This is a genomic window from Pseudomonas fluorescens (assembly GCF_004683905.1).
In the GTDB taxonomy this organism is placed as follows: Bacteria; Pseudomonadota; Gammaproteobacteria; order Pseudomonadales; family Pseudomonadaceae; genus Aquipseudomonas; species Aquipseudomonas putida_A.
In genome coordinates this window covers 5,479,701-5,497,965 of record NZ_CP038438.1, presented here as the reverse complement: position 1 = coordinate 5,497,965, position 18,265 = coordinate 5,479,701, and the positions used below count along the sequence as shown (strand labels likewise).

15 protein-coding genes are annotated in these 18,265 nt (G+C 61.3%); 8 read left to right on the top strand and 7 right to left on the bottom strand.

The window, feature by feature from the left end; genetic code table 11:
* Positions 1-15: 15 nt before the first annotated feature.
* The 6 genes from E4T63_RS25485 to E4T63_RS25460 form a co-directional block, all read right to left on the bottom strand.
* Positions 16-897, bottom strand: coding sequence for a symmetrical bis(5'-nucleosyl)-tetraphosphatase (locus E4T63_RS25485; protein ID WP_135296684.1), 882 nt, complete (start codon positions 895-897; stop codon positions 16-18).
* On the bottom strand, positions 897-1,277 hold the full coding sequence (apaG, locus tag E4T63_RS25480) for a Co2+/Mg2+ efflux protein ApaG (RefSeq protein ID WP_134787470.1): 381 nt from the start codon (positions 1,275-1,277) through the stop codon (positions 897-899). Before apaG ends, E4T63_RS25485 begins: the two co-directional genes overlap by 1 nt.
* 114 nt (positions 1,278-1,391) lie before the next feature.
* Positions 1,392-2,210, bottom strand: coding sequence for a 16S rRNA (adenine(1518)-N(6)/adenine(1519)-N(6))-dimethyltransferase RsmA (rsmA, locus tag E4T63_RS25475; RefSeq protein WP_027610718.1), 819 nt, complete (start codon positions 2,208-2,210; stop codon positions 1,392-1,394).
* Complete coding sequence (gene pdxA / locus E4T63_RS25470) at positions 2,207-3,196, bottom strand: 4-hydroxythreonine-4-phosphate dehydrogenase PdxA (protein WP_135296683.1); 990 nt, start codon at positions 3,194-3,196, stop codon at positions 2,207-2,209. The genes rsmA and pdxA overlap by 4 nt, the downstream gene beginning before the upstream one ends.
* Positions 3,193-4,509, bottom strand: coding sequence for a peptidylprolyl isomerase (locus E4T63_RS25465; protein ID WP_134787469.1), 1,317 nt, complete (start codon positions 4,507-4,509; stop codon positions 3,193-3,195). The genes pdxA and E4T63_RS25465 overlap by 4 nt, the downstream gene beginning before the upstream one ends.
* Positions 4,490-7,291 (bottom strand): LPS-assembly protein LptD, encoded by a 2,802-nt coding sequence (locus tag E4T63_RS25460; protein WP_135296682.1) that lies wholly within the window; start codon positions 7,289-7,291, stop codon positions 4,490-4,492. The genes E4T63_RS25465 and E4T63_RS25460 overlap by 20 nt, the downstream gene beginning before the upstream one ends.
* 130 nt (positions 7,292-7,421) lie before the next feature.
* Here E4T63_RS25460 and E4T63_RS25455 point away from each other — a divergent pair, with 130 nt between their 5' ends.
* From E4T63_RS25455 to E4T63_RS25445, 3 genes are read left to right on the top strand one after another with little or no spacing between them, the layout of a single operon-like run.
* Entirely contained in the window at positions 7,422-8,441 is a 1,020-nt protein-coding gene (locus E4T63_RS25455; RefSeq protein ID WP_135296681.1) for an aminoglycoside phosphotransferase family protein, read from the top strand.
* On the top strand, positions 8,438-9,109 hold the full coding sequence (gene murU / locus E4T63_RS25450; protein WP_135296680.1) for an N-acetylmuramate alpha-1-phosphate uridylyltransferase MurU: 672 nt from the start codon (positions 8,438-8,440) through the stop codon (positions 9,107-9,109). The genes E4T63_RS25455 and murU overlap by 4 nt, the downstream gene beginning before the upstream one ends.
* A 1-nt stretch (position 9,110) precedes the next feature.
* A complete protein-coding gene (locus tag E4T63_RS25445) occupies positions 9,111-9,878 on the top strand; it encodes a TerB family tellurite resistance protein (protein ID WP_135296679.1) in 768 nt (255 codons plus the stop codon).
* Positions 9,879-10,007: 129 nt separating this feature from the next.
* On the opposite strand, the gene E4T63_RS25440 is transcribed toward E4T63_RS25445, so the two are convergent.
* Complete coding sequence (locus tag E4T63_RS25440) at positions 10,008-10,997, bottom strand: alpha/beta hydrolase family protein (RefSeq protein WP_135296678.1); 990 nt, start codon at positions 10,995-10,997, stop codon at positions 10,008-10,010.
* Positions 10,998-11,071: 74 nt separating this feature from the next.
* Between E4T63_RS25440 and E4T63_RS25435 the strand changes: the two genes are divergently transcribed.
* The 5 genes from E4T63_RS25435 to E4T63_RS25415 all read left to right on the top strand — a co-directional run bounded on the left by E4T63_RS25435 (position 11,072) and on the right by E4T63_RS25415 (position 18,255).
* Entirely contained in the window at positions 11,072-13,468 is a 2,397-nt protein-coding gene (locus tag E4T63_RS25435) for a PAS domain-containing sensor histidine kinase (protein ID WP_135296677.1), read from the top strand.
* 85 nt (positions 13,469-13,553) lie between these two features.
* Positions 13,554-14,183 carry a response regulator gene (locus E4T63_RS25430; RefSeq protein ID WP_003228820.1) on the top strand — a complete coding sequence of 210 codons (630 nt, stop codon included), beginning with the start codon at positions 13,554-13,556 and terminating at the stop codon, positions 14,181-14,183.
* Positions 14,184-14,532: 349 nt separating this feature from the next.
* Positions 14,533-15,657: an ABC transporter ATP-binding protein gene (locus E4T63_RS25425; protein WP_007966453.1), complete on the top strand. Its 1,125-nt coding sequence runs from the start codon at positions 14,533-14,535 to the stop codon at positions 15,655-15,657.
* Positions 15,658-15,705: 48 nt separating this feature from the next.
* Positions 15,706-16,749, top strand: a complete 1,044-nt coding sequence (locus E4T63_RS25420) for an ABC transporter substrate-binding protein (protein ID WP_027610727.1) — start codon at positions 15,706-15,708, stop codon at positions 16,747-16,749.
* Positions 16,750-17,007: 258 nt separating this feature from the next.
* Complete coding sequence (locus tag E4T63_RS25415) at positions 17,008-18,255, top strand: ABC transporter permease (RefSeq protein WP_098965898.1); 1,248 nt, start codon at positions 17,008-17,010, stop codon at positions 18,253-18,255.
* The last annotated feature ends 10 nt before the right edge of the window (positions 18,256-18,265 follow it).

Sequence of the window (18,265 nt, the reverse complement as noted above, 5' to 3'; positions counted from 1 at the left end):
GGCAGAGTGCGCAGTCTAACGCGGGGCGCTGACTGGCGGAGTTTCGGGGATAAGTGGTGCGACTGATGGCGCAAGCCCGCCGTGTTCATCGCATTTGCATGACACGCGCTCGCCGCTGTCGACGTTCATCAGGGTCAGGCTGCCGCCCCAGACACAACCGGTGTCCAGTGCCGAGATGCCCGGTTCACGGACATCGCCTTCCAGCGCGGCCCAGTGGCCGAAAATGATGCGCAGGCCGCGGGTCTTGCGCTCTTTGTGCTGGAACCATGGCTTATAGCCCGGCGGGGCAGTATCCAGGCCTTCCTTGCTCTTGAGGTCGAGCTTGCCCTCGGCGGTGCAGAAGCGCATGCGGGTGAAATAGTTGGTGATGACGCGCAGGCGGGTCACGCCCGTGAGCTCGCTGTGCCATTTTGCCGGCTCATTGCCGTACATGCCGTCCAGGTAAAGCGGAAACAGGTTGTCGTCACGCAGTGCCGCTTCGGCCTCGGCCGCGTACTTCAGGGCCTTGCGCAAGGACCACTGCGGTGGGATGCCTGCGTGCACCATGGCTACTTCGCGTTGTTCGTCGTAGTGCATGAGTTTCTGCTGGCGCAGCCACTCGAGCAGATTGGCTGCGTCGGGGGCTTCAATGATCTCGCGCAGGGTATCGGACTTCTTCAGGCGCTCAATGTTGTTGGCCGCAGCGAGCAGGTGCAGGTCATGGTTACCCAGTACGCAAACCAGCGAATCGCGCATGCCGTAGAGAAAACGCAGGGTCTCCAGCGATTGCGGGCCGCGGTTGACCAGGTCGCCGACCAGCCACAGCCGATCGAGCTTCGGGTCGAAAGCCACTTGCTTGAGCAGACATTTGAGCGGTTCGAGGCAGCCTTGCAGGTCGCCGACGGCGTACGTCGTCATCAGTGCAAGGCTCCGGGTACAGCGAGGCGGAAAGGCTTGATGATCGCGTCGAAATGCTTGCCGTCGTCGGCGACCATTTCATAAGAGCCCTGCATGGTGCCGACCTTGGTGGTCATCACTGTGCCGCTGCTGTAAGTGTGGCTCTTGCCTGTGTCGATCAGCGGTTGCTGGCCGACGACACCGGCGCCGCGCACTTCTTCGACATGCCCGTCACCGTCGGTGATCACCCAATGCCGCGACAACAGCTTGGCCGGGAGCGCGCCATTGTTTTGCACGGTGATGGTGTAGGCGAAGGCGAAGCGGTTGTGCTCGGGTTGCGATTGGTCTGCCAGGTAGCGGGTAACGACACTGACGTCGACCTGATAACGAGAATCGGACATGCAAAAGGGCCTTAAGCAAAGCGGAACGCGAGGCGTAGCTGATGGGGAATCAGTCTAGGCAAGTATCGGGCAGTAAACCAGAGTGGCGTCCTGCCCGATAGCGTACATCGCCAGTCAGTCGGCGGCGGGGGCGGCAGGAACCTGCTCGGCGAGCTTGTCGGCCAGGCGCACGAATGCGGCCAGGTCCAGTTGCTCGGGGCGCAGGCTGCCATCGACACCGGCGGCTTCGATCTCGGCAGCGGTCATCAATTGCTTGAGGGTGTTGCGCAGGGTCTTGCGACGCTGGTTGAAGGCTTCGCGAACGACACGCTCAAGCAGGCGATGATCCTTGGCCGGGTGCGGCAGTACCGCATGCGGCACCAGGCGGACGATGGCCGAGTCGACCTTTGGCGGCGGGTTGAAAGCGCCCGGGCCGACGTTGAACAGGTGTTCCACACGGCAGTGATACTGAACCATGATCGACAGACGACCCCAGTCCCCGCCACCCGGGCCTGCGGCCAGGCGCTCGACCACTTCCTTCTGCAGCATGAAGTGCATGTCGCGAATGATGCCGGCGTTGTTCAGCAGGTGGAAAATCAGCGGCGTTGAGATGTTGTACGGCAGGTTGCCGACCACGCGCAGGCTGTTCGGCGCAGCGTTGAGGGTGTTGAAGTCGAACTTCAGCGCATCGCCCTGATGCAGGTTGAAGTTGCTCTTGCCGGCAAACTGCTGGTTGAGGATCGGGATCAGGTCCTTGTCCAGTTCCACCACGTCGAGCTGCGCACCGGAGTTGAGCAGGCCAGCGGTCAGCGCGCCCTGGCCCGGGCCGATTTCCAGCATGCGGTCGCCGGATTTGGCGCTGATGGAGCGCAGGATGCGGTCGATGACGCCGGCATCGTGCAGGAAGTTCTGGCCAAAGCGTTTGCGCGCCTTGTGTTGGTATTGCTCGGTCATAAACGGGTCTCGGCCATCTGGTAGGCGGTTTCCAGGGCGACCTGCAGGCTGCCGGTGTCGATCTTGCCGCTGCCGGCCAGATCCAGGGCGGTGCCGTGATCGACCGAGGTGCGGATGATCGGCAGGCCAAGGGTAATGTTGACTGCGGCGCCGAAGCCTTTGTACTTCAGCACGGGCAGGCCCTGGTCGTGGTACATCGCCAGCACTGCGTCGCAGTGCTCCAGATATTTGGGGGTAAACAGAGTGTCGGCAGGCAGCGGGCCACGAAGGTCCATGCCCTCGCCGCGCAGGCGCTCTAAGGTAGGTTCGATGATGTCGATTTCTTCATGGCCCAGGTGTCCGCCTTCACCGGCGTGCGGGTTGAGCCCACAGACCAGGATGCGTGGCCGGGCGATGCCGAATTTGTCTTGCAGGTCGGCGTGCAGAATCCGCGTGACCCGCTCCAGCCGTTCCGGCGTAATTGCATCGGCAATCTCGCGCAGGGGCAGGTGAGTGGTGACCAGGGCTACGCGCAAACCGCGAGTAGCGAGCATCATCACCACTTGGGCGGTGTGGGTCAGGTCGGCGAGAAATTCCGTGTGTCCGGAGAACGGGATGCCGGATTCGTTGATCACGCCCTTGTGTACAGGGGCGGTGATCATCCCGGCGAAGTCGCCGTTCAGGCAGCCGTTGCCGGCGCGGGTCAGGGTTTCCAGAACGAAGGCAGCATTAGCCTGGTCCAGTTGCCCGGCAACCACGGGAGCGCTCAGCGGGGTGTCCCAGACGTACAGGCTGCCAGCCGCTGCTGGCGCATCCGGCCATTGACCGGGTGCCACTTCCAGCAAAGTGACGGCCAGCCCCAGCTGCGCGGCCCGCTCGGTGAGCAGGTCGCGGCTGGTGATGGCAATCAGGGGGTGTGGCTGGGCTTGCGAGGCGAGCAGCAGGCACAGGTCGGGACCGATGCCGGCTGGTTCGCCGGGTGTCAGCGCGAAACGCTTGGGTTTCACTGCGCTGCCTGGTCTGCACCAGGGAGTTTGATTTCTACGTAGGCTTCTTCACGAATCTGACGCAGCCAGTTTTGCAGCTCTTCATCGTACTTTTTGTTACGCAGAACGGTCATCGCTTGTTGCTCGCGGGCCTGTGCGGTGCTGTCGGTGGCGCGGCGGCCAAGGACTTCCAGTACGTGCCAGCCGTACTGGGTCTGGAACGGCTTGGACAGCTGACCTTGTGGGGTCTTGGCCATCACTTCGCGGAATTCCGGTACCAGTGCGTTCGGGTCGATCCAGTTCAGGTCGCCACCGTTGAGTGCCGAACCCGGGTCTTCGGAGTAGTTCTTCGCCAGTTCAGCGAAGTCTTCACCGGCCAGGATGCGCTCGTACAGCGACTGCACCAGGGCCTTGGTCTTGGCTTCGTCACGGATCGGGCTTGGCTTGACCAGGATGTGGCGCACATGCACCTCATCACGCATCTGCGCTTCGCCACCACGTTTGGCCAGCAACTTGAGGATGATGAAACCACCCGGGGTACGTGCAGGCTGAGTGATGTCGCCAACGGCCATGCTGCTCAGCTCACGATCGAACGGCGGTGGCAGTTGCGCAGCTTTACGCCAGCCCATGTCGCCGCCTTCCAGGGCGTTGTCGCTGCCGGATTTGGCAACGGCCATCTGACCGAAGTCAGCGCCTTGCTTGAGCTTCTGGTAAACGTCCATCGCCTGACGGTAAGCGCTCTGAATCGCATCAGAGTTGGCGCTTTCCGGCGTCGGGATCAGGATGTTGGCCAGGTGCAATTCTTCGGACAGCTGCATCTTGCCCAGGTCGGAGGCGAGGAAGTTCTTCACTTCCTGCTCGGAGACCTGAATGCGCTCTGCCACACGACGCTGACGCACACGGCTGATGATCATCTCGCGCTTGATCTGGTCACGGGCGTCGTCATAGGACAAACCGTCGTGTGCCAGGGCGGCGCGGAATTGATCCACGGTCATGTTGTTGCGCTGGGCAATCGTACCGACCGCCTGGTTCAGCTCTTCATCGGTAATGCGGATGCCGGAACGCTCGCCGATCTGCAGTTGCAGGTTTTCGACGATCAGGCGCTCGAGCACCTGCTGATCCAGCACGCCTGGAGGCGGCATGCCGCCGCCACGCTTGGCGATGGTCTGCTGAACTTCGTGGACGCGCTGGTCCAGTTGGCTCTGCATGACCACGTCGTTATCAACGATCGCGACCACTTTATCGATGGACTGTACTGCGGCGTTGGCCGCAGTACCCAGGAACAGCGCGCCCAGCAGCAGCGGGCGCAGAGAATCAGAAAGCTTGGTCTTCACGTTGACGATAACCTTGGATGCCTTTGTCGAGGAAGCTCTCTACCTTGGCGCCAGTCAGGCCGCCGAGTCCCTTCAGAACAATTTGGAGGAAGACGCCGTGGTCGCCTTTTTCGTTTTGCGGAGCTTCCTGACTGAATTCGTCGTAGGAAACCCAGTAACGGTTGATCAGGCGCAGTTTCCAGCAGCAGTTGTCGTATTCGAAACCACCGAAGGCTTCCAGCGTACGGTTGCGGTTGTAGTCGTACTGCCAGCGGCTGATCGCGCTCCACTGCGGAACGATCGGCCAGATGACCGAGAAGTCATGCTGCTGGATCTTGTAGTAGTCCTTCACGTAGCCAGGCTGGCCCGGCGTGCCGTAGTCGCCACCACCCACCGACCATTTACCGGTGTTCTGGTCGTAACGAACCTGGTCGTTGCGATAGCGATAACCGACGTTGACCACCTTGTTCGGGTTGTCTTCAGGCTGGTAATGGAACATCGCGCTGCCGGAACGCGGGCTGCGGCTGTCCGGATCCCAGTTGTAGTCGGCAGTGGTGCGCCAATCGCGGTTCCAGCGGTATTCGTATTCCAGCGCGTATGGCGATACGTCGGACTGGGCATCTTTACGATCGTTGAACGCGATGCCTGGCAGTTGTACTTCACGATCCTTGAAGTAGTAGGCCTGACCGACGCTGATACGCTGACGCTCGAAACCGTTGTCTTCGATCCAGCGGCTGGTCACACCCAGCGACAGCTTGTTCTCGTCGCCGACGCGGTCGGAGCCGGAGAAGCGGTTGTCACGGAACAGCGACGCGTAGTTGAAGGTGTATTCACTGGTGTCGAATACCGGAATGTCTTCCTGATCAACCTTGGGTACATACAGGTAGAACAGCCGCGGTTCCAGGGTCTGGCGATAGTTCTTGCCGAAGTACGACGTGTTGCGGTCGAAGTACAGACCGCTGTCGACGCTGGCGATCGGTACGCCACGGTTCTGGTTGCTGTCGAAGGTGCCGTTGAGTTTGTCTTGCTCGGCGTTTTGTGTCGCAATGTCTCGTTTGCCCTGACCATCCAGATCCAACTGATACTGAGTGTACTGATACTTTAGCGATGGTTTCAGGAAGCCATAGGTCCAGTTCATTGGCAGGCTGACGCCTGGTTTCAGATTCAATCGGTCGCCGTTTGCACGAGCAAGGCCGAATATATTGGTATCCAGTCGTCTCTCTGTCGTTATCCCGTCTTCCTGAGTGAAGGTTCCGGTTTTCAGATCACGATCAAACCGAACAATCTCGGTCTCGTAATCGAAGTTCAAACCTTCCGGGTGATACGGCAGTTGCCCGTTGAAAGTGATCTGCGGCAGACGGCCGTACGGCGTGATGTTCGAAACAGTAGCCAGTTGGTACTGCTGAGCGTTCAGGCGCGCGGTATAGCTGTCGCCTCGGTAAGTCACCGAACCCTGCTGGTTCACGAAGTCAGCGCTCTTCACGCCGATCTGATCAGTGGTCAGATCCTGGAAGTAATACGGATCGCTGATCTTGGTGTAGTCGACCTGAGTCATCACACGGGAGTCGAGACCGCCCTTGTGCTGCCAGTTGTACATGTAGCGATTTTTTTCGTAGTCGGTCTGCTTGCTGCGATCGGTATCTTCGTCGTTCAGATACGCCGCACCAAACTGGCCTTCGCTGGACTTGGTCAGGTAACGGAACTCGCCTTCGACCAGCATGCCGCGTTTGCTCATGTAACGCGGGTACAACGTGGCATCGTAGTTCGGCGCCAGGTTGAAGTAGTACGGAGTGACCAGCATGAAGCCGGTATCGCTGCCGGTGCCGATGGTCGGCGGCAGGAAGCCCGATTGGCGACGGTCGTCGATCGGGAAGTAGATGTACGGCGTGTACAGGATCGGAATGTCCTTGACCCGCAGTGTCACATTGGTCGCGGTACCGAAGCCGGTGGCAGGGTTCAGGGTGATGTTGTTGCCCTTGAGCTGCCAGGCGTTGCTGTTCGGTTCGCACGTGGTGTACGTGCCGTCCTTCAAGCGAATGATCGCGTTCTCGGCGCGCTTGGCGTACAGCGCGTTACCGCGGATGCGCGATTTGTGCATCACGTATTCGGCGTTGTCGACCTTGGCTTCACCGGTGTCGAGCTGTACATCGGCGTGGTCGCCGACGATCAGCGCGCCATTGTCGCGGATGCGCACGTCGCCGTTGAGTTCGGCGCGGCTCTCGGCCTGGTACAGGCTGGCCTCGTCGGACTCGACCTGCATGCTGCCCTGACGCAGGACCACGTCGCCGGCCAGCGTACCCACCTGATCTTCGGTGTTGTAGCGCGAGGCCTTGGCGCCGATAAAGGTCGGTGCGTCACTTTTATTCGTCTTGTCATTCATGCCAGGACGAATTGGTTCGATATAGGAACCAGAGCAGTAAGGACCGGTCTCGGCCAATTGGGCGGCGGTGAGCTTCTCGCGCGGAACCCAGTCGAGGTGACTGTAGTCTTCGCTACGGGATTTCAGACCGCGGCCCTTGGCTTCGGTGACCAGCACAGGCTTGGCGCCGGTGTCGGATGTGGAACCGTTCTGGGCCGGGGCTTCGCCGGCGGCGCTGACAGCGCTGCCGTCATGCACCGGACGCGGCGGCAATGCAGCTGCCGGCGTCTTGGGCGCACACGCCCAGCCACCCGTTGCCGAGACGGCGCAGTCATACTGCTCGGCGGCAACAACGAATTGACTGGCCAGAGGTTGCATAGCCAGCAGACTGCCGGTTACCAACAACGGAAATTTTTTACGAAACGCGGGGGATTTCAATGCCATCTTATTAGTCCGGGCTTCCTGCGTGCCATCTGCCCGCGGTGTGGGCCGCACGCCTCTCGATGGTCTGAAAAAGATGCTGGATAATAAAGCATGACCCGCTTGACGGCTAGCGCCGTCGGAGACCCTTGCAATGCCTGACCAAGATGTACGCTTGCAACACCTGAAAGTTTGGCTCGATGAGCAGTTGGCAATCCTGTTTGCAGATCAGGGCTGGGGCGCCGTGCCCCCGGCCACGTTGACCGCGGCCAGCAGTGACGCGAGTTTCCGCCGTTATTTCCGCTGGGAAGGAGAGGGGCGCAGCTTCGTCGTGATGGACGCGCCGCCACCCCAGGAAAACTGCAAACCGTTCGTGGATATCGCCTTTTTGCTGGCGAAATCCGGAATTAACGTGCCGAAAATTTATGCAGAAGACCTCGAACGCGGATTTCTTTTGCTCAATGACCTGGGCAACAAGACCTATCTGGACGTGATCGACAGCGAAAATGCCGACGCTTTGTTCAGCGATGCCCTGCAGGCACTGTTGGCTTTTCAGCAATTGCCGATGGTCGCACCGCTGCCGAGTTACGACGTGGCGCTGCTGCGCCGCGAGCTGGAACTGTTCCCCGAGTGGTACGTAAAGCGCGAACTCGGCATCGAGTTCGACGCGGCACAGCAGCAACAATGGCAAGCCGTCAGCGATCTGCTGATCGACAGCGCCCTGGCCCAGCCGAAAGTGCTGGTGCACCGCGACTACATGCCGCGCAATCTGATGCTCAGCGAGCCGAATCCGGGCGTACTGGATTTTCAGGATGCGGTCTACGGCCCGGTCACCTACGACGTGACCTGCCTGTTCAAGGACGCTTTCCTCAGCTGGCCTGAAGAACGCGTGCGCGGCTGGCTGGAAAGTTACTGGCAGCAAGCCGCGGCGCTGGACATCCCGGTGCAGGCTGACTTCGAAGACTTCCTGCGCGCCAGCGACCTGATGGGCGTACAACGCCACCTGAAAGTCATCGGCATTTTTGCGCGGATCTGCCATCGCGATGGCAAGCCGCGCTACCTGGCCGACGTGCCGCGTTTCTTCGCCTATATAGAAGCGGTGATCGCGCGCCGTCCTGAACTGGCTGACCTGCAGGCATTGCTCGCCAGTCTGCGTGGCGGAGTGAGCGCATGAAAGCGATGATTCTGGCGGCAGGCAAGGGCGAGCGTATGCGCCCGCTGACCCTGACCACCCCCAAACCGCTGGTGCGTGCCGGCGGCGTGCCGTTGATCGAATATCACCTGCGCGCGCTGGCGGCGGCTGGTTTCAGCGAGATCGTGATCAACCATGCCTGGCTCGGTCAGCAGATCGAGGATTACCTGGGCGACGGTTCGCAGTTCGGTTTGAGCATCCAGTACTCGCCGGAAGGTGAGCCGCTGGAAACCGGCGGCGGCATTTTCCGCGCCTTGCCGTTACTCGGTGACGATGCGTTCCTGGTGGTCAACGGCGATATCTGGACCGATTACGACTTCAGCGTGCTGCATCAACCGATCAACGGTCTGGCGCATCTCGTACTGGCGGACAACCCGGCTCATCATCCGACGGGCGATTTCACTCTGACTGACGGCCGGGTACAGGATGGCCAGCAAGGCGCGCAAACCCTGACCTACAGCGGCATCGCCGTGCTCCATCCGCAGTTGTTCGATGGCTGCGCGGACGGCGCATTCAAGCTCGCACCACTGCTGCGCAAAGCCATGGCTGACGGACAGGTCAGCGGTGAGCGTCTGAAAGGTCACTGGGTGGATGTCGGTACGCATGAGCGTCTGGCCGAAGCTGAAGCATTGATAGAAGCGAGTCGTTGATATGTTGTGGCCAGGGACTCTGATTGGAGCCGGAGCGGGTTTTGCGATTGCCAGCATTCCGGGGGCCATGCTTGGGGCATTGTTGGGACAGGCGCTGGATCGGCGCCTGCATCTGCAAAGCTGGGGGCACTTGCGGGAAAAACTCGGCGGACGGCCGATGTTGCGCAACGACGAATTGCTGTTCGTGTTGCTCGGGCGTCTGGCCAAGAGTGACGGGCGAGTGACGGACGGCCATATCCAGCAGGCGCGCCATGAAATGAACGCCCTGGAAATGAGCGAGCCGGCGCGGCGGCGGGCGATTGCTGCGTTCAATCGCGGCAAGTCCGGCTGCGACCGCCTGCGCGGTTATCTGCGCCGCCTGAGTACTCAGCCGCATGCCGCCGAGGGCGTGTTGCGCGCCTGCTGGCGGATGGTCTGGGCCGACGGTCGTGCGGGCGTCAGTGAGCGTGAATTGTTGGCGCAGTGGGGCAAGTGGCTGGGTTGGACAACCCACCAGATTCAGGCGCTGGCCAATGATTACGAGCCCAATAAACGGCCGATTGTCAGTGCGGCGGTGAGTTATCAGGAAGCGATGCGCCTGCTCGGGGTGTCGGCGACCAGCGAGCCGGCGCAGATCAAGCGTGCCTATCGCCGGCTGCTCAGCCGTCATCACCCGGACAAGATCGCCGGCAGCGGCGCAACGCCGGAGCAGGTGCGTGACGCGACCGAGAAAACCCGCGAGCTGCACAACGCGTTTACGTTGATTCGAGCGCGACGGGATTTTCGCTGATCGTTAGAGGTGAGTTGTTGATGAGGGCCTCTTCGCGAGCAAGCCCGCTCCCACCCTGATCGCATTCCTACAGATGGAATGCGATCAGGGTGGGAGCGGGCTTGCTCGCGAATGGGGCCACTCGATCTATCAGTCAGTCTTCTGCGGATTCAACCAGCCACGCACCCGCCGGAACATTTGTTCCTGCTCAGCCTTTTTATCCGGTAACGCCTTGAGCGCCACCTGGCTGAAGGTCGAAGTCTTCAAACGCTTGCTGGCCTGCATGCGCTCCAGCGCCGCGTTGCGATCCAGAGCCTTGTCCATGTAGAAAATGTCGGCGGTCGGCAACTTCAGGGTCGGCGTCAGCTCGGCCAGCTGTGGCTTGGCCTTGCTCGGCGTTTGCGCATCGACCATCACCAGTTTCTCGACCTGGGAACTCTGCCGCTCGCTGAGAAAGCGCGCTGCCCAGTACGCGCCCGTACCGTGACCGAGGACCACGACCCGGCGTGCGCTTTGCTGCTCGGCGTAGGCGATCGCCGCATCGATCCGCGCAAAGATCCGCTCGGCATCAGCCTTGGATTGTTCTTCAGTCGTTTCGGCGACCACCTGATCCGCCACTTCCGCTTCACCGCCCGCCGCCTGTTCGATCGGTTGCGCAGTGGTGGAATCCTTGCTGCCACTTTCCGGGGCTTTCGGCGCGGCAGAGGGCGCAATCACCCGCGGTGCGATGACATCGCTTTGCAGATCCGGCAGGGTGATACTCAGGCTGCTCCACTCGACATCGGGCAATTTGCTGCGCAGTGGGCCGATCACTTGCGGCCAGTCAGCGGTTTCGCCGGCGCCGGGGACGATAATCACCGCACCTTTGGGCTCGGCAGTGTTGGCCGGTTTCCACAGGGCGAGGAAAGTATCGGCGCCGGCCTGCAATTGCTGCTGTTCTTGTGCCGGGACTTTGCGTTCGAGTGCCGCGGCTTCTTCCTGACTACGCTCAAGCAGTGGCTGGCGTTCGGCCGGTTTTTCGGCGGCCGGTTGCTCGGCGGTGGAGGCGGGCGCCGGATCGGCGGCCTCGACGGAAAACGCACAAGGCAGGATCAGCGACAGGCACAATGCTGGCATTGCCAGGCGGTAGACAGAGGGCATCGGTTATTCCAGGCCAGAAAAGTATCCCGGCAGCCTAATGGGTTGGTCAGAATTTGTCAGTGCAAGAGACTTCAATGATGCGTTTTTGCTGCCTGTGGGTTATCGGCTGGTTGTGTTTTCCCTTGATGGGCTGGGCGGCGTCTGCGCCGGCGGCGCATGCAGCGCTGTTGACGCCCTGCGAGCAGCAATGGCTGGCGCAACACCGTGAGCTGCGCGTTGGCCTGGTATTGCAGGCGCCGTACGCGCAATACGACCGGCGCTTGCAGCGACTGTCCGGGGCCAATGTCGAATTGATGAAGGCGCTGGCCAAGACGCTGAACGTCGAGCTGAGCTGGCGCAATTTTCAGGACCTGGCGCAACTGGAGGAGGCCGCCCGCGAAGGTGAAATCGACATCGCCCCGGGCCTGACCCAGACCCCGGGTGCGCTGCGCCTGTGGCTGTTTTCCGATCCTTACATGCGTGTGCCGCAACTGGTGGTCAGCGACCAGAAGAGCGGCGGCGTGGTCGAGCTGGAAAAGCTCGACAGCCTGTCCCGCGTCGCGGTGCGCATGCCCAGCGTCACCGCCGATTATTTGCGCAGCAATTATCCGCACCTGAATCTGCAAGGCGTGCCGCTGGAGCGTCAGGCGCTGCAACTGTTGCTGACTCAACAAGCGTCCTACGCCGTGATAGATGAAGCGCAACTCGGGCGGTTGTCCGCCGAACCTGAGTTCGCCGGGCTGGTGGTGGTCGGCGATATCGGCTTGCCGCAGCTGTTGCGGGTTGCCACGCGGCGCGACTGGCCGCAATTGGCCGGGATCATCGAAAGCGCCTTGCGAGCGATCCCGGCCAAGGATCTGGAGCGCCTGCACAACCAATGGCTGCAACCCAAGTACCCACGGCTGACGGAATCGCCGGGGTTCTGGCAGAACCTCAGTCTGCTGTTCGCGGTGTTGCTGCTCAGTTGCCTGGCCATCGTGTTCTGGCAACGACGCCAGCAACACAGCCTCGAACAGCGTCTGCTGGCTGCACGTGAAGACATCGCCCTGCGCGCGGCCAGCGAAGAAGCCTTGCGCCTGACCCAGTTTTCCATCGATCAAAGCACCGTCGGCATTCTCTGGGTCAACTGGGATAGCCATGTGCGCTACGCCAACCGCGCTGCGGAACACATGCTCGGTTATCCACAGGGCGCGCTGATCGAACGGCCGCTGATCGACTTCGAACCCGGCCTGCACATGGATCGCTGGCTCAACCTGTGGAAACGCGCGCGGGCCAGTGAAGAAGGGCCGCTGAGTTTTGAAACCAGTTGCGTGCGCGCCGATGGCGGCATCCTGCCGGCGGACGTCTCGCTGAGTTTTCTGCGTTTTCGCGACAGCGAGTATCTGGTGGTTTATCTCACCGACGTCACCGAGCGCCGCCGCGCCCTGGCCGCGTTGCAGGAAAGTGAAGCGCGCCTGCAAGGCATCGCCGCCAACGTTCCGGGGCTGGTGTTCCGCCTGGAGCGGGCGCCGGTGACCGGTCAGATCGATTTCGCCTACATCAGCGAGGGCAGCGAGAGTCTGGTCGGCTATGCGCCGGCCGCCATCGCCCATCGCGACATGGGCTTGCGCAGTCTGGTGCACCCGGACGACAGGGCCAGTTACCACCAGACTCAGGATCAAGCGCTGGACACTGACAGTGACTGGTCGTGGCAGGGTCGCATCCTCACCCGTCAGGGCGAGCAGCGCTGGGCCGAGATCAAGGCAATCACCCGACAGCTGGAGGATGGCGCCTATGTCTGGGACGGCATCGTCTGGGACATCAGCGAAAGCAAGCGCATCGAGCTGGAGCTGGCCGCCTCCCGCGAGCAACTGCGCGAATTGTCGGCGCACCTGGAAAGCGTGCGCGAAGAAGAGAAGGCGCGGATCGCCCGGGAAGTGCACGATGAACTGGGGCAGATGCTCACGGTGCTGAAGCTGGAAACCTCGATGTGCGAGCTGGCCTATGCGCAGCTCGACCCGGGGCTGCACGAGCGCTTGAACAGCATGAAGCGCCTGATCGCCCAGTTGTTCCAGTTGGTGCGCGATGTGGCGACGGCGCTGCGCCCGCCGATCCTCGATGCCGGGATCGCCTCGGCGATCGAGTGGCAGGCGCGGCGCTTCGAGGCGCGTACGCAGATTCCGTGTCTGGTGCAGGTGCCGGACAATCTGCCGGCGCTCAGCGATGCCAAGGCGATCGGGCTGTTCCGAATCCTGCAGGAGGCGCTGACCAACGTCATGCGCCATGCTCAGGCGCATACTGTGGAGCTGACACTGGCGCTGGAAGGCGATGAGTTGTGTCTGACGGTCAGCGACGATGGCGTAGGCTTTGTCGCTGCGGCGGATCGGCCGACGTCCTTTGGTTTGGTCGGTATGCGCGAGCGGGTTTTGATCATGGGAGGGCGGCTGGTACTGGAGAGTGAGCCGGGGGAGGGCACCAGTCTGCATGTGTGGGTGCCGGTGAATGAGGTTTGAAGGTTTGTGGTGTTTGCGCTGACGCTATCGCGAGCAGGCTCGCTCCCACAGGGTTTGGTGTGTACCTGAAATCTGGAGAAAAAATTTGATCCGTGTACTGGTAGCCGAAGACCACACCATCGTCCGTGAAGGCATCAAGCAATTGATCGGCCTGGCCAAGGATCTGCAAGTGGTGGGGGAGGCGAGCAATGGCGAGCAGTTGCTCGAAACCCTACGCAGCGTGCCGTGTGAAGTGGTGTTGCTGGACATCTCGATGCCTGGCGTCAATGGGTTGGAGGCGATTCCGCGGATTCGCGCGCTGAACAATCCACCGGCGATTTTGGTGCTGTCGATGCACGACGAGGCGCAAATGGCCGCCCGTGCACTGAAGGTCGGCGCCGCCGGCTATGCGACCAAGGACAGCGATCCGGCATTGCTGCTGACGGCGATTCGCAAGGTGGCGGCCGGCGGGCGCTACATCGACCCGGAACTGGCCGACCGCATGGTCTTCGAAGTCGGCCTGACCGACACGCGTCCGTTGCATTCGCTGCTGTCCGAGCGTGAGTTCTCGGTGTTCGAGCGCCTGGCCCAAGGCGCCAACGTCAACGACATCGCCCAACAACTGGCGCTGAGCAGCAAGACCATCAGCACCCACAAGGCGCGGCTGATGCAGAAGCTCAACATCACCTCGCTGGCCGAGCTGGTCAAATACGCGATGGAGCACAAACTCCTCTGAGAACGCCATATTTCTAATGTGGGAGCGGGCTTGCTCGCGAATGCGGTGGGTCATCCAATCATTCATTGACTGACATACCGCATTCGCGAGCAAGCCCGCTCCCACAGGGAATCTCCATCTGGCCTGCCATTGTGGGCATATCCATCAGCGACACGCGCTTTTGCTTGTTCTTGCGGCTCGCAGCATGGCGCTCGTCGCTCGCTTGCCAAAACGCGCCATCCTTGTAGGGCAATCCCTACCCCCAACCTTCCATCCGGCTGAGGCGATTCTCTCCTGCGCCCCGATTTGCGTGGCTGGCGCCAGCCACTAGGCTTAATCCACAGCAGTTACCAATAACAAAGGTGTGGGTATGAGCCAGGTCGATTCAAACGCAGGGGCCAGTGACGTGCTGGTCAGCTTTCGTGGAGTGCAGAAGAGCTACGACGGCGAGAACCTGATCGTCAAAGACCTCAACCTGGACATTCGCAAAGGCGAGTTCCTGACCCTGCTCGGACCGTCCGGCTCGGGCAAGACCACCAGCCTGATGATGCTCGCCGGGTTCGAAACCCCGACCGCTGGCGAAATCCTCCTGGCCGGCCGTGCAATCAACAACGTGCCGCCGCACAAGCGTGACATCGGCATGGTGTTCCAGAACTACGCGCTGTTCCCGCACATGACCGTGGCCGAGAACCTGGCCTTTCCGCTGACCGTACGTGGCCTGAACAAGAGCGACGTCAGCGACAAGGTCAAGAAGGTCCTGAGCATGGTCCAGCTTGACGCGTTCGCTTCGCGCTATCCGGCACAACTCTCCGGCGGTCAGCAGCAGCGTGTGGCGCTGGCGCGGGCGCTGGTGTTCGAACCGCAACTGGTGCTGATGGACGAACCGCTGGGCGCACTCGACAAGCAACTGCGCGAACACATGCAGATGGAGATCAAGCACCTGCACCAGCGCCTCGGCGTGACCGTGGTCTACGTGACCCACGACCAGGGTGAAGCGCTGACCATGTCCGACCGCGTCGCCGTGTTTCATCAGGGCGAGATCCAGCAGATCGCCCCGCCGCGCACGCTTTACGAAGAACCGAAAAACACCTTCGTCGCCAACTTCATCGGCGAGAACAACCGCCTCAACGGCCGACTGCTCAGCCAGAGCGGCGAGCGTTGCGTGGTCGAGTTGGGCCGGGGCGAGAAGGTCGAGGCGCTGGCGGTCAACGTCGGCCAGACCGGCGAACCGGTGACCCTGTCGATCCGCCCGGAGCGCGTCAGCCTCAATGGTTCGAGCGACCAATGCGTCAACCGCTTCTCAGGGAGGGTGGCGGAATTCATCTATCTGGGCGACCACGTCCGGGTTCGCCTGGAAGTCTGCGGCAAGACCGACTTCTTCGTGAAACAACCGATTGCCGAGCTCGATCCAGCGCTCGCGGTCGGCGACGTGGTTCCGCTTGGCTGGCAGGTCGAGCACGTTCGCGCACTCGATCCTCTTCTAGAGGCGCACTAAGCGCCCCGGCAATACCAACACCAACCCTGCACGTGGAGAGAACAATAAATGTTGAGATCCCTGAAGTTCACCGCCCTGACCCTGGGCCTGATGGGTGCGGCCAGCGCAATGGCCGCCGGTCCCGATCTGACTGTGGTGTCGTTTGGCGGGGCGAACAAGGCGGCGCAAGTCAAAGCCTTCTACGCACCATGGGAAGCGGCGGGCAACGGCAAGATCGTTGCCGGCGAGTACAACGGCGAAATGGCCAAGGTCAAAGCCATGGTCGACACCAAGAGCGTGTCGTGGGATCTGGTGGAAGTTGAATCGCCAGAGCTGTCCCGTGGTTGCGATGAAGACATGTTCGAACAGCTCGACCCGGCGCTGTTCGGCAAGACTGAAGACTACGTCAAAGGCGCGATTCAGCCATGCGGCGTGGGCTTCTTCGTCTGGTCGACCGTGCTCGCGTACAACGCCGACAAGCTGAAAACCGCGCCAACCAGTTGGGCCGATTTCTGGGACACCAAGAAATTCCCGGGCAAGCGTGGCCTGCGCAAAGGCGCCAAGTACACCCTGGAATTCGCGCTGATGGCCGACGGTGTTGCACCGAAGGACGTTTATAAAGAGCTGGCGAGCAAGGGAGGGCAGGATCGCGCGTTCAAGAAACTCGATGAACTCAAGCCAAGCATTCAGTGGTGGGAGGCCGGTGCACAACCGCCGCAATACCTTGCTTCCGGTGACGTGGTCATGAGCTCGGCCTACAACGGTCGCATCGCCGCCGTGCAGAAAGAATCCAACCTGAAAGTGGTGTGGAATGGCGGCATCTACGACTTCGATGCGTGGGCCATCCCGAAAGGTCTGGACGCCAAGCGCGCCGAAGCGGCGAAGAAATTCATCGCCTACTCGGTTCAGCCGCAGCAACAGAAGACCTACTCGGAAAACATCGCCTACGGCCCGGCCAACACCCAAGCCGTACCGCTGCTGAGCAAGGACGTGCTGAAAGACATGCCGACCACCCCGGAAAACATCGCCAACCAGGTGCAGATCGACGTCAGCTTCTGGGCTGATAACGGCGAGCAACTGGAGCAGCGCTTCAATTCCTGGGCTGCGAAATAACCACAGTCTGAAGGAAGACTTTGTGGCGAAGGAGCTTGTGTGGTGAGGGGATTTATCCCCGATGGGTTGCGAAGCAGCCCCCGAAGCCATACCCGCTCGGTGTGTCAGATAAACCGGATTCTCAGGTTTTACGACTGCTGCGCAGCCGATCGGGGATAAATCCCCTCGCCACAAAAACTCCTCTGAGACCTGTGGTGTTTCAACACAACAGAGGTGGTTCGCCACCTCTGTAACGATCAAAGATTTGCGGAGTACGTCATGGCCATCGCCGTTCCCCTGAACGAGGGCGCCAGCCCCACCTTGAAGCAGAAGCTCAAGCGCGCCGAGCGGGTCAACCGCTGGAAGGCCCAGGCGTTGATTGCGCCGCTGGTACTGTTTCTGTTGCTGGTGTTTCTGGTGCCGATCGTGGCGCTGCTCTACAAAAGCGTCGGCAACCCGGAAGTGGTCGGCGGCATGCCGCGCACCGTGGCGGCCATCGCCAGTTGGGACGGCCGCGGCTTGCCGGCTGAACCGGTGTACAAAGCGGCCGGCGAAGATCTCGCCGAAGCCCGCAAAAACCAGACGCTGGGCGATCTGTCCAAGCGCTTGAACATGGAGTTGGCCGGCTATCGCAGCCTGCTGACCAAAACCGCCCGGGCGCTGCCCTTCGCCAGCGAACCGGCCTCCTATAAAGAAGCCCTCGAAGCGCTCGATGAGCGTTGGGGCGATCCGGCCTACTGGCAAGCGGTCAAACGCAACACCAGCAGCATCACGCCTTACTACCTGCTGGCGGCGGTGGATCACCGTATCGATGATCTCGGCGAACTGGCCCCGGCCACCCCGGATCAGGCGATCTACCTCGACATCTTCGCCCGCACGTTCTGGATGGGCCTGATCATCACCGTGATCTGCCTGTTCCTCGCCTATCCACTGGCTTACCTGCTGGCGAACCTGCCATCGCGGCAGAGCAACCTGCTGATGATTCTGGTGCTGCTGCCGTTCTGGACCTCGATTCTGGTGCGGGTCGCGGCGTGGATCGTGTTGCTGCAATCGGGTGGACTGATCAACAGCGCACTGATGGCGATGGGCATCATTGATAAGCCGCTGGAGCTGGTGTTCAACCGCACCGGGGTCTACATCTCGATGGTGCACATCCTGCTGCCGTTCATGATCCTGCCGATCTACAGCGTGATGAAAGGCATCTCGCCAACCTACATGCGCGCCGCCATCTCGTTGGGCTGCCATCCGTTCGCCAGTTTCTGGCGGGTATATTTCCCGCAGACTTATGCCGGCGTCGGTGCCGGTTGCCTGTTGGTGTTCATCCTCGCCATCGGCTACTACATCACCCCGGCGCTGCTCGGCAGCCCGAACGATCAGATGGTCAGTTACTTCGTCGCGTTCTACACCAACACCAGCATCAACTGGGGCATGGCCACTGCACTGGGCGGCCTGTTGCTGCTGGCGACCGTGGTGCTTTATCTGATCTACAGCTGGCTGGTGGGCGCCAGTCGCCTGCGTCTGAGCTAAGGGGAATTTG

Coding starts and splice junctions, on each gene's coding strand:
- E4T63_RS25485 (WP_135296684.1), bottom strand. CDS start 897: ATGACGACGTACGCCGTCGGCGACCTGCAAGGCTGCCTCGAACCGCTC.
- E4T63_RS25445 (WP_135296679.1), top strand. CDS start 9,111: ATGTTGTGGCCAGGGACTCTGATTGGAGCCGGAGCGGGTTTTGCGATT.
- E4T63_RS25415 (WP_098965898.1), top strand. CDS start 17,008: ATGGCCATCGCCGTTCCCCTGAACGAGGGCGCCAGCCCCACCTTGAAG.
- E4T63_RS25420 (WP_027610727.1), top strand. CDS start 15,706: ATGTTGAGATCCCTGAAGTTCACCGCCCTGACCCTGGGCCTGATGGGT.
- E4T63_RS25435 (WP_135296677.1), top strand. CDS start 11,072: ATGATGCGTTTTTGCTGCCTGTGGGTTATCGGCTGGTTGTGTTTTCCC.
- E4T63_RS25425 (WP_007966453.1), top strand. CDS start 14,533: ATGAGCCAGGTCGATTCAAACGCAGGGGCCAGTGACGTGCTGGTCAGC.
- E4T63_RS25440 (WP_135296678.1), bottom strand. CDS start 10,997: ATGCCCTCTGTCTACCGCCTGGCAATGCCAGCATTGTGCCTGTCGCTG.
- E4T63_RS25455 (WP_135296681.1), top strand. CDS start 7,422: ATGCCTGACCAAGATGTACGCTTGCAACACCTGAAAGTTTGGCTCGAT.
- murU (WP_135296680.1), top strand. CDS start 8,438: ATGAAAGCGATGATTCTGGCGGCAGGCAAGGGCGAGCGTATGCGCCCG.
- E4T63_RS25460 (WP_135296682.1), bottom strand. CDS start 7,291: ATGGCATTGAAATCCCCCGCGTTTCGTAAAAAATTTCCGTTGTTGGTA.
- rsmA (WP_027610718.1), bottom strand. CDS start 2,210: ATGACCGAGCAATACCAACACAAGGCGCGCAAACGCTTTGGCCAGAAC.
- apaG (WP_134787470.1), bottom strand. CDS start 1,277: ATGTCCGATTCTCGTTATCAGGTCGACGTCAGTGTCGTTACCCGCTAC.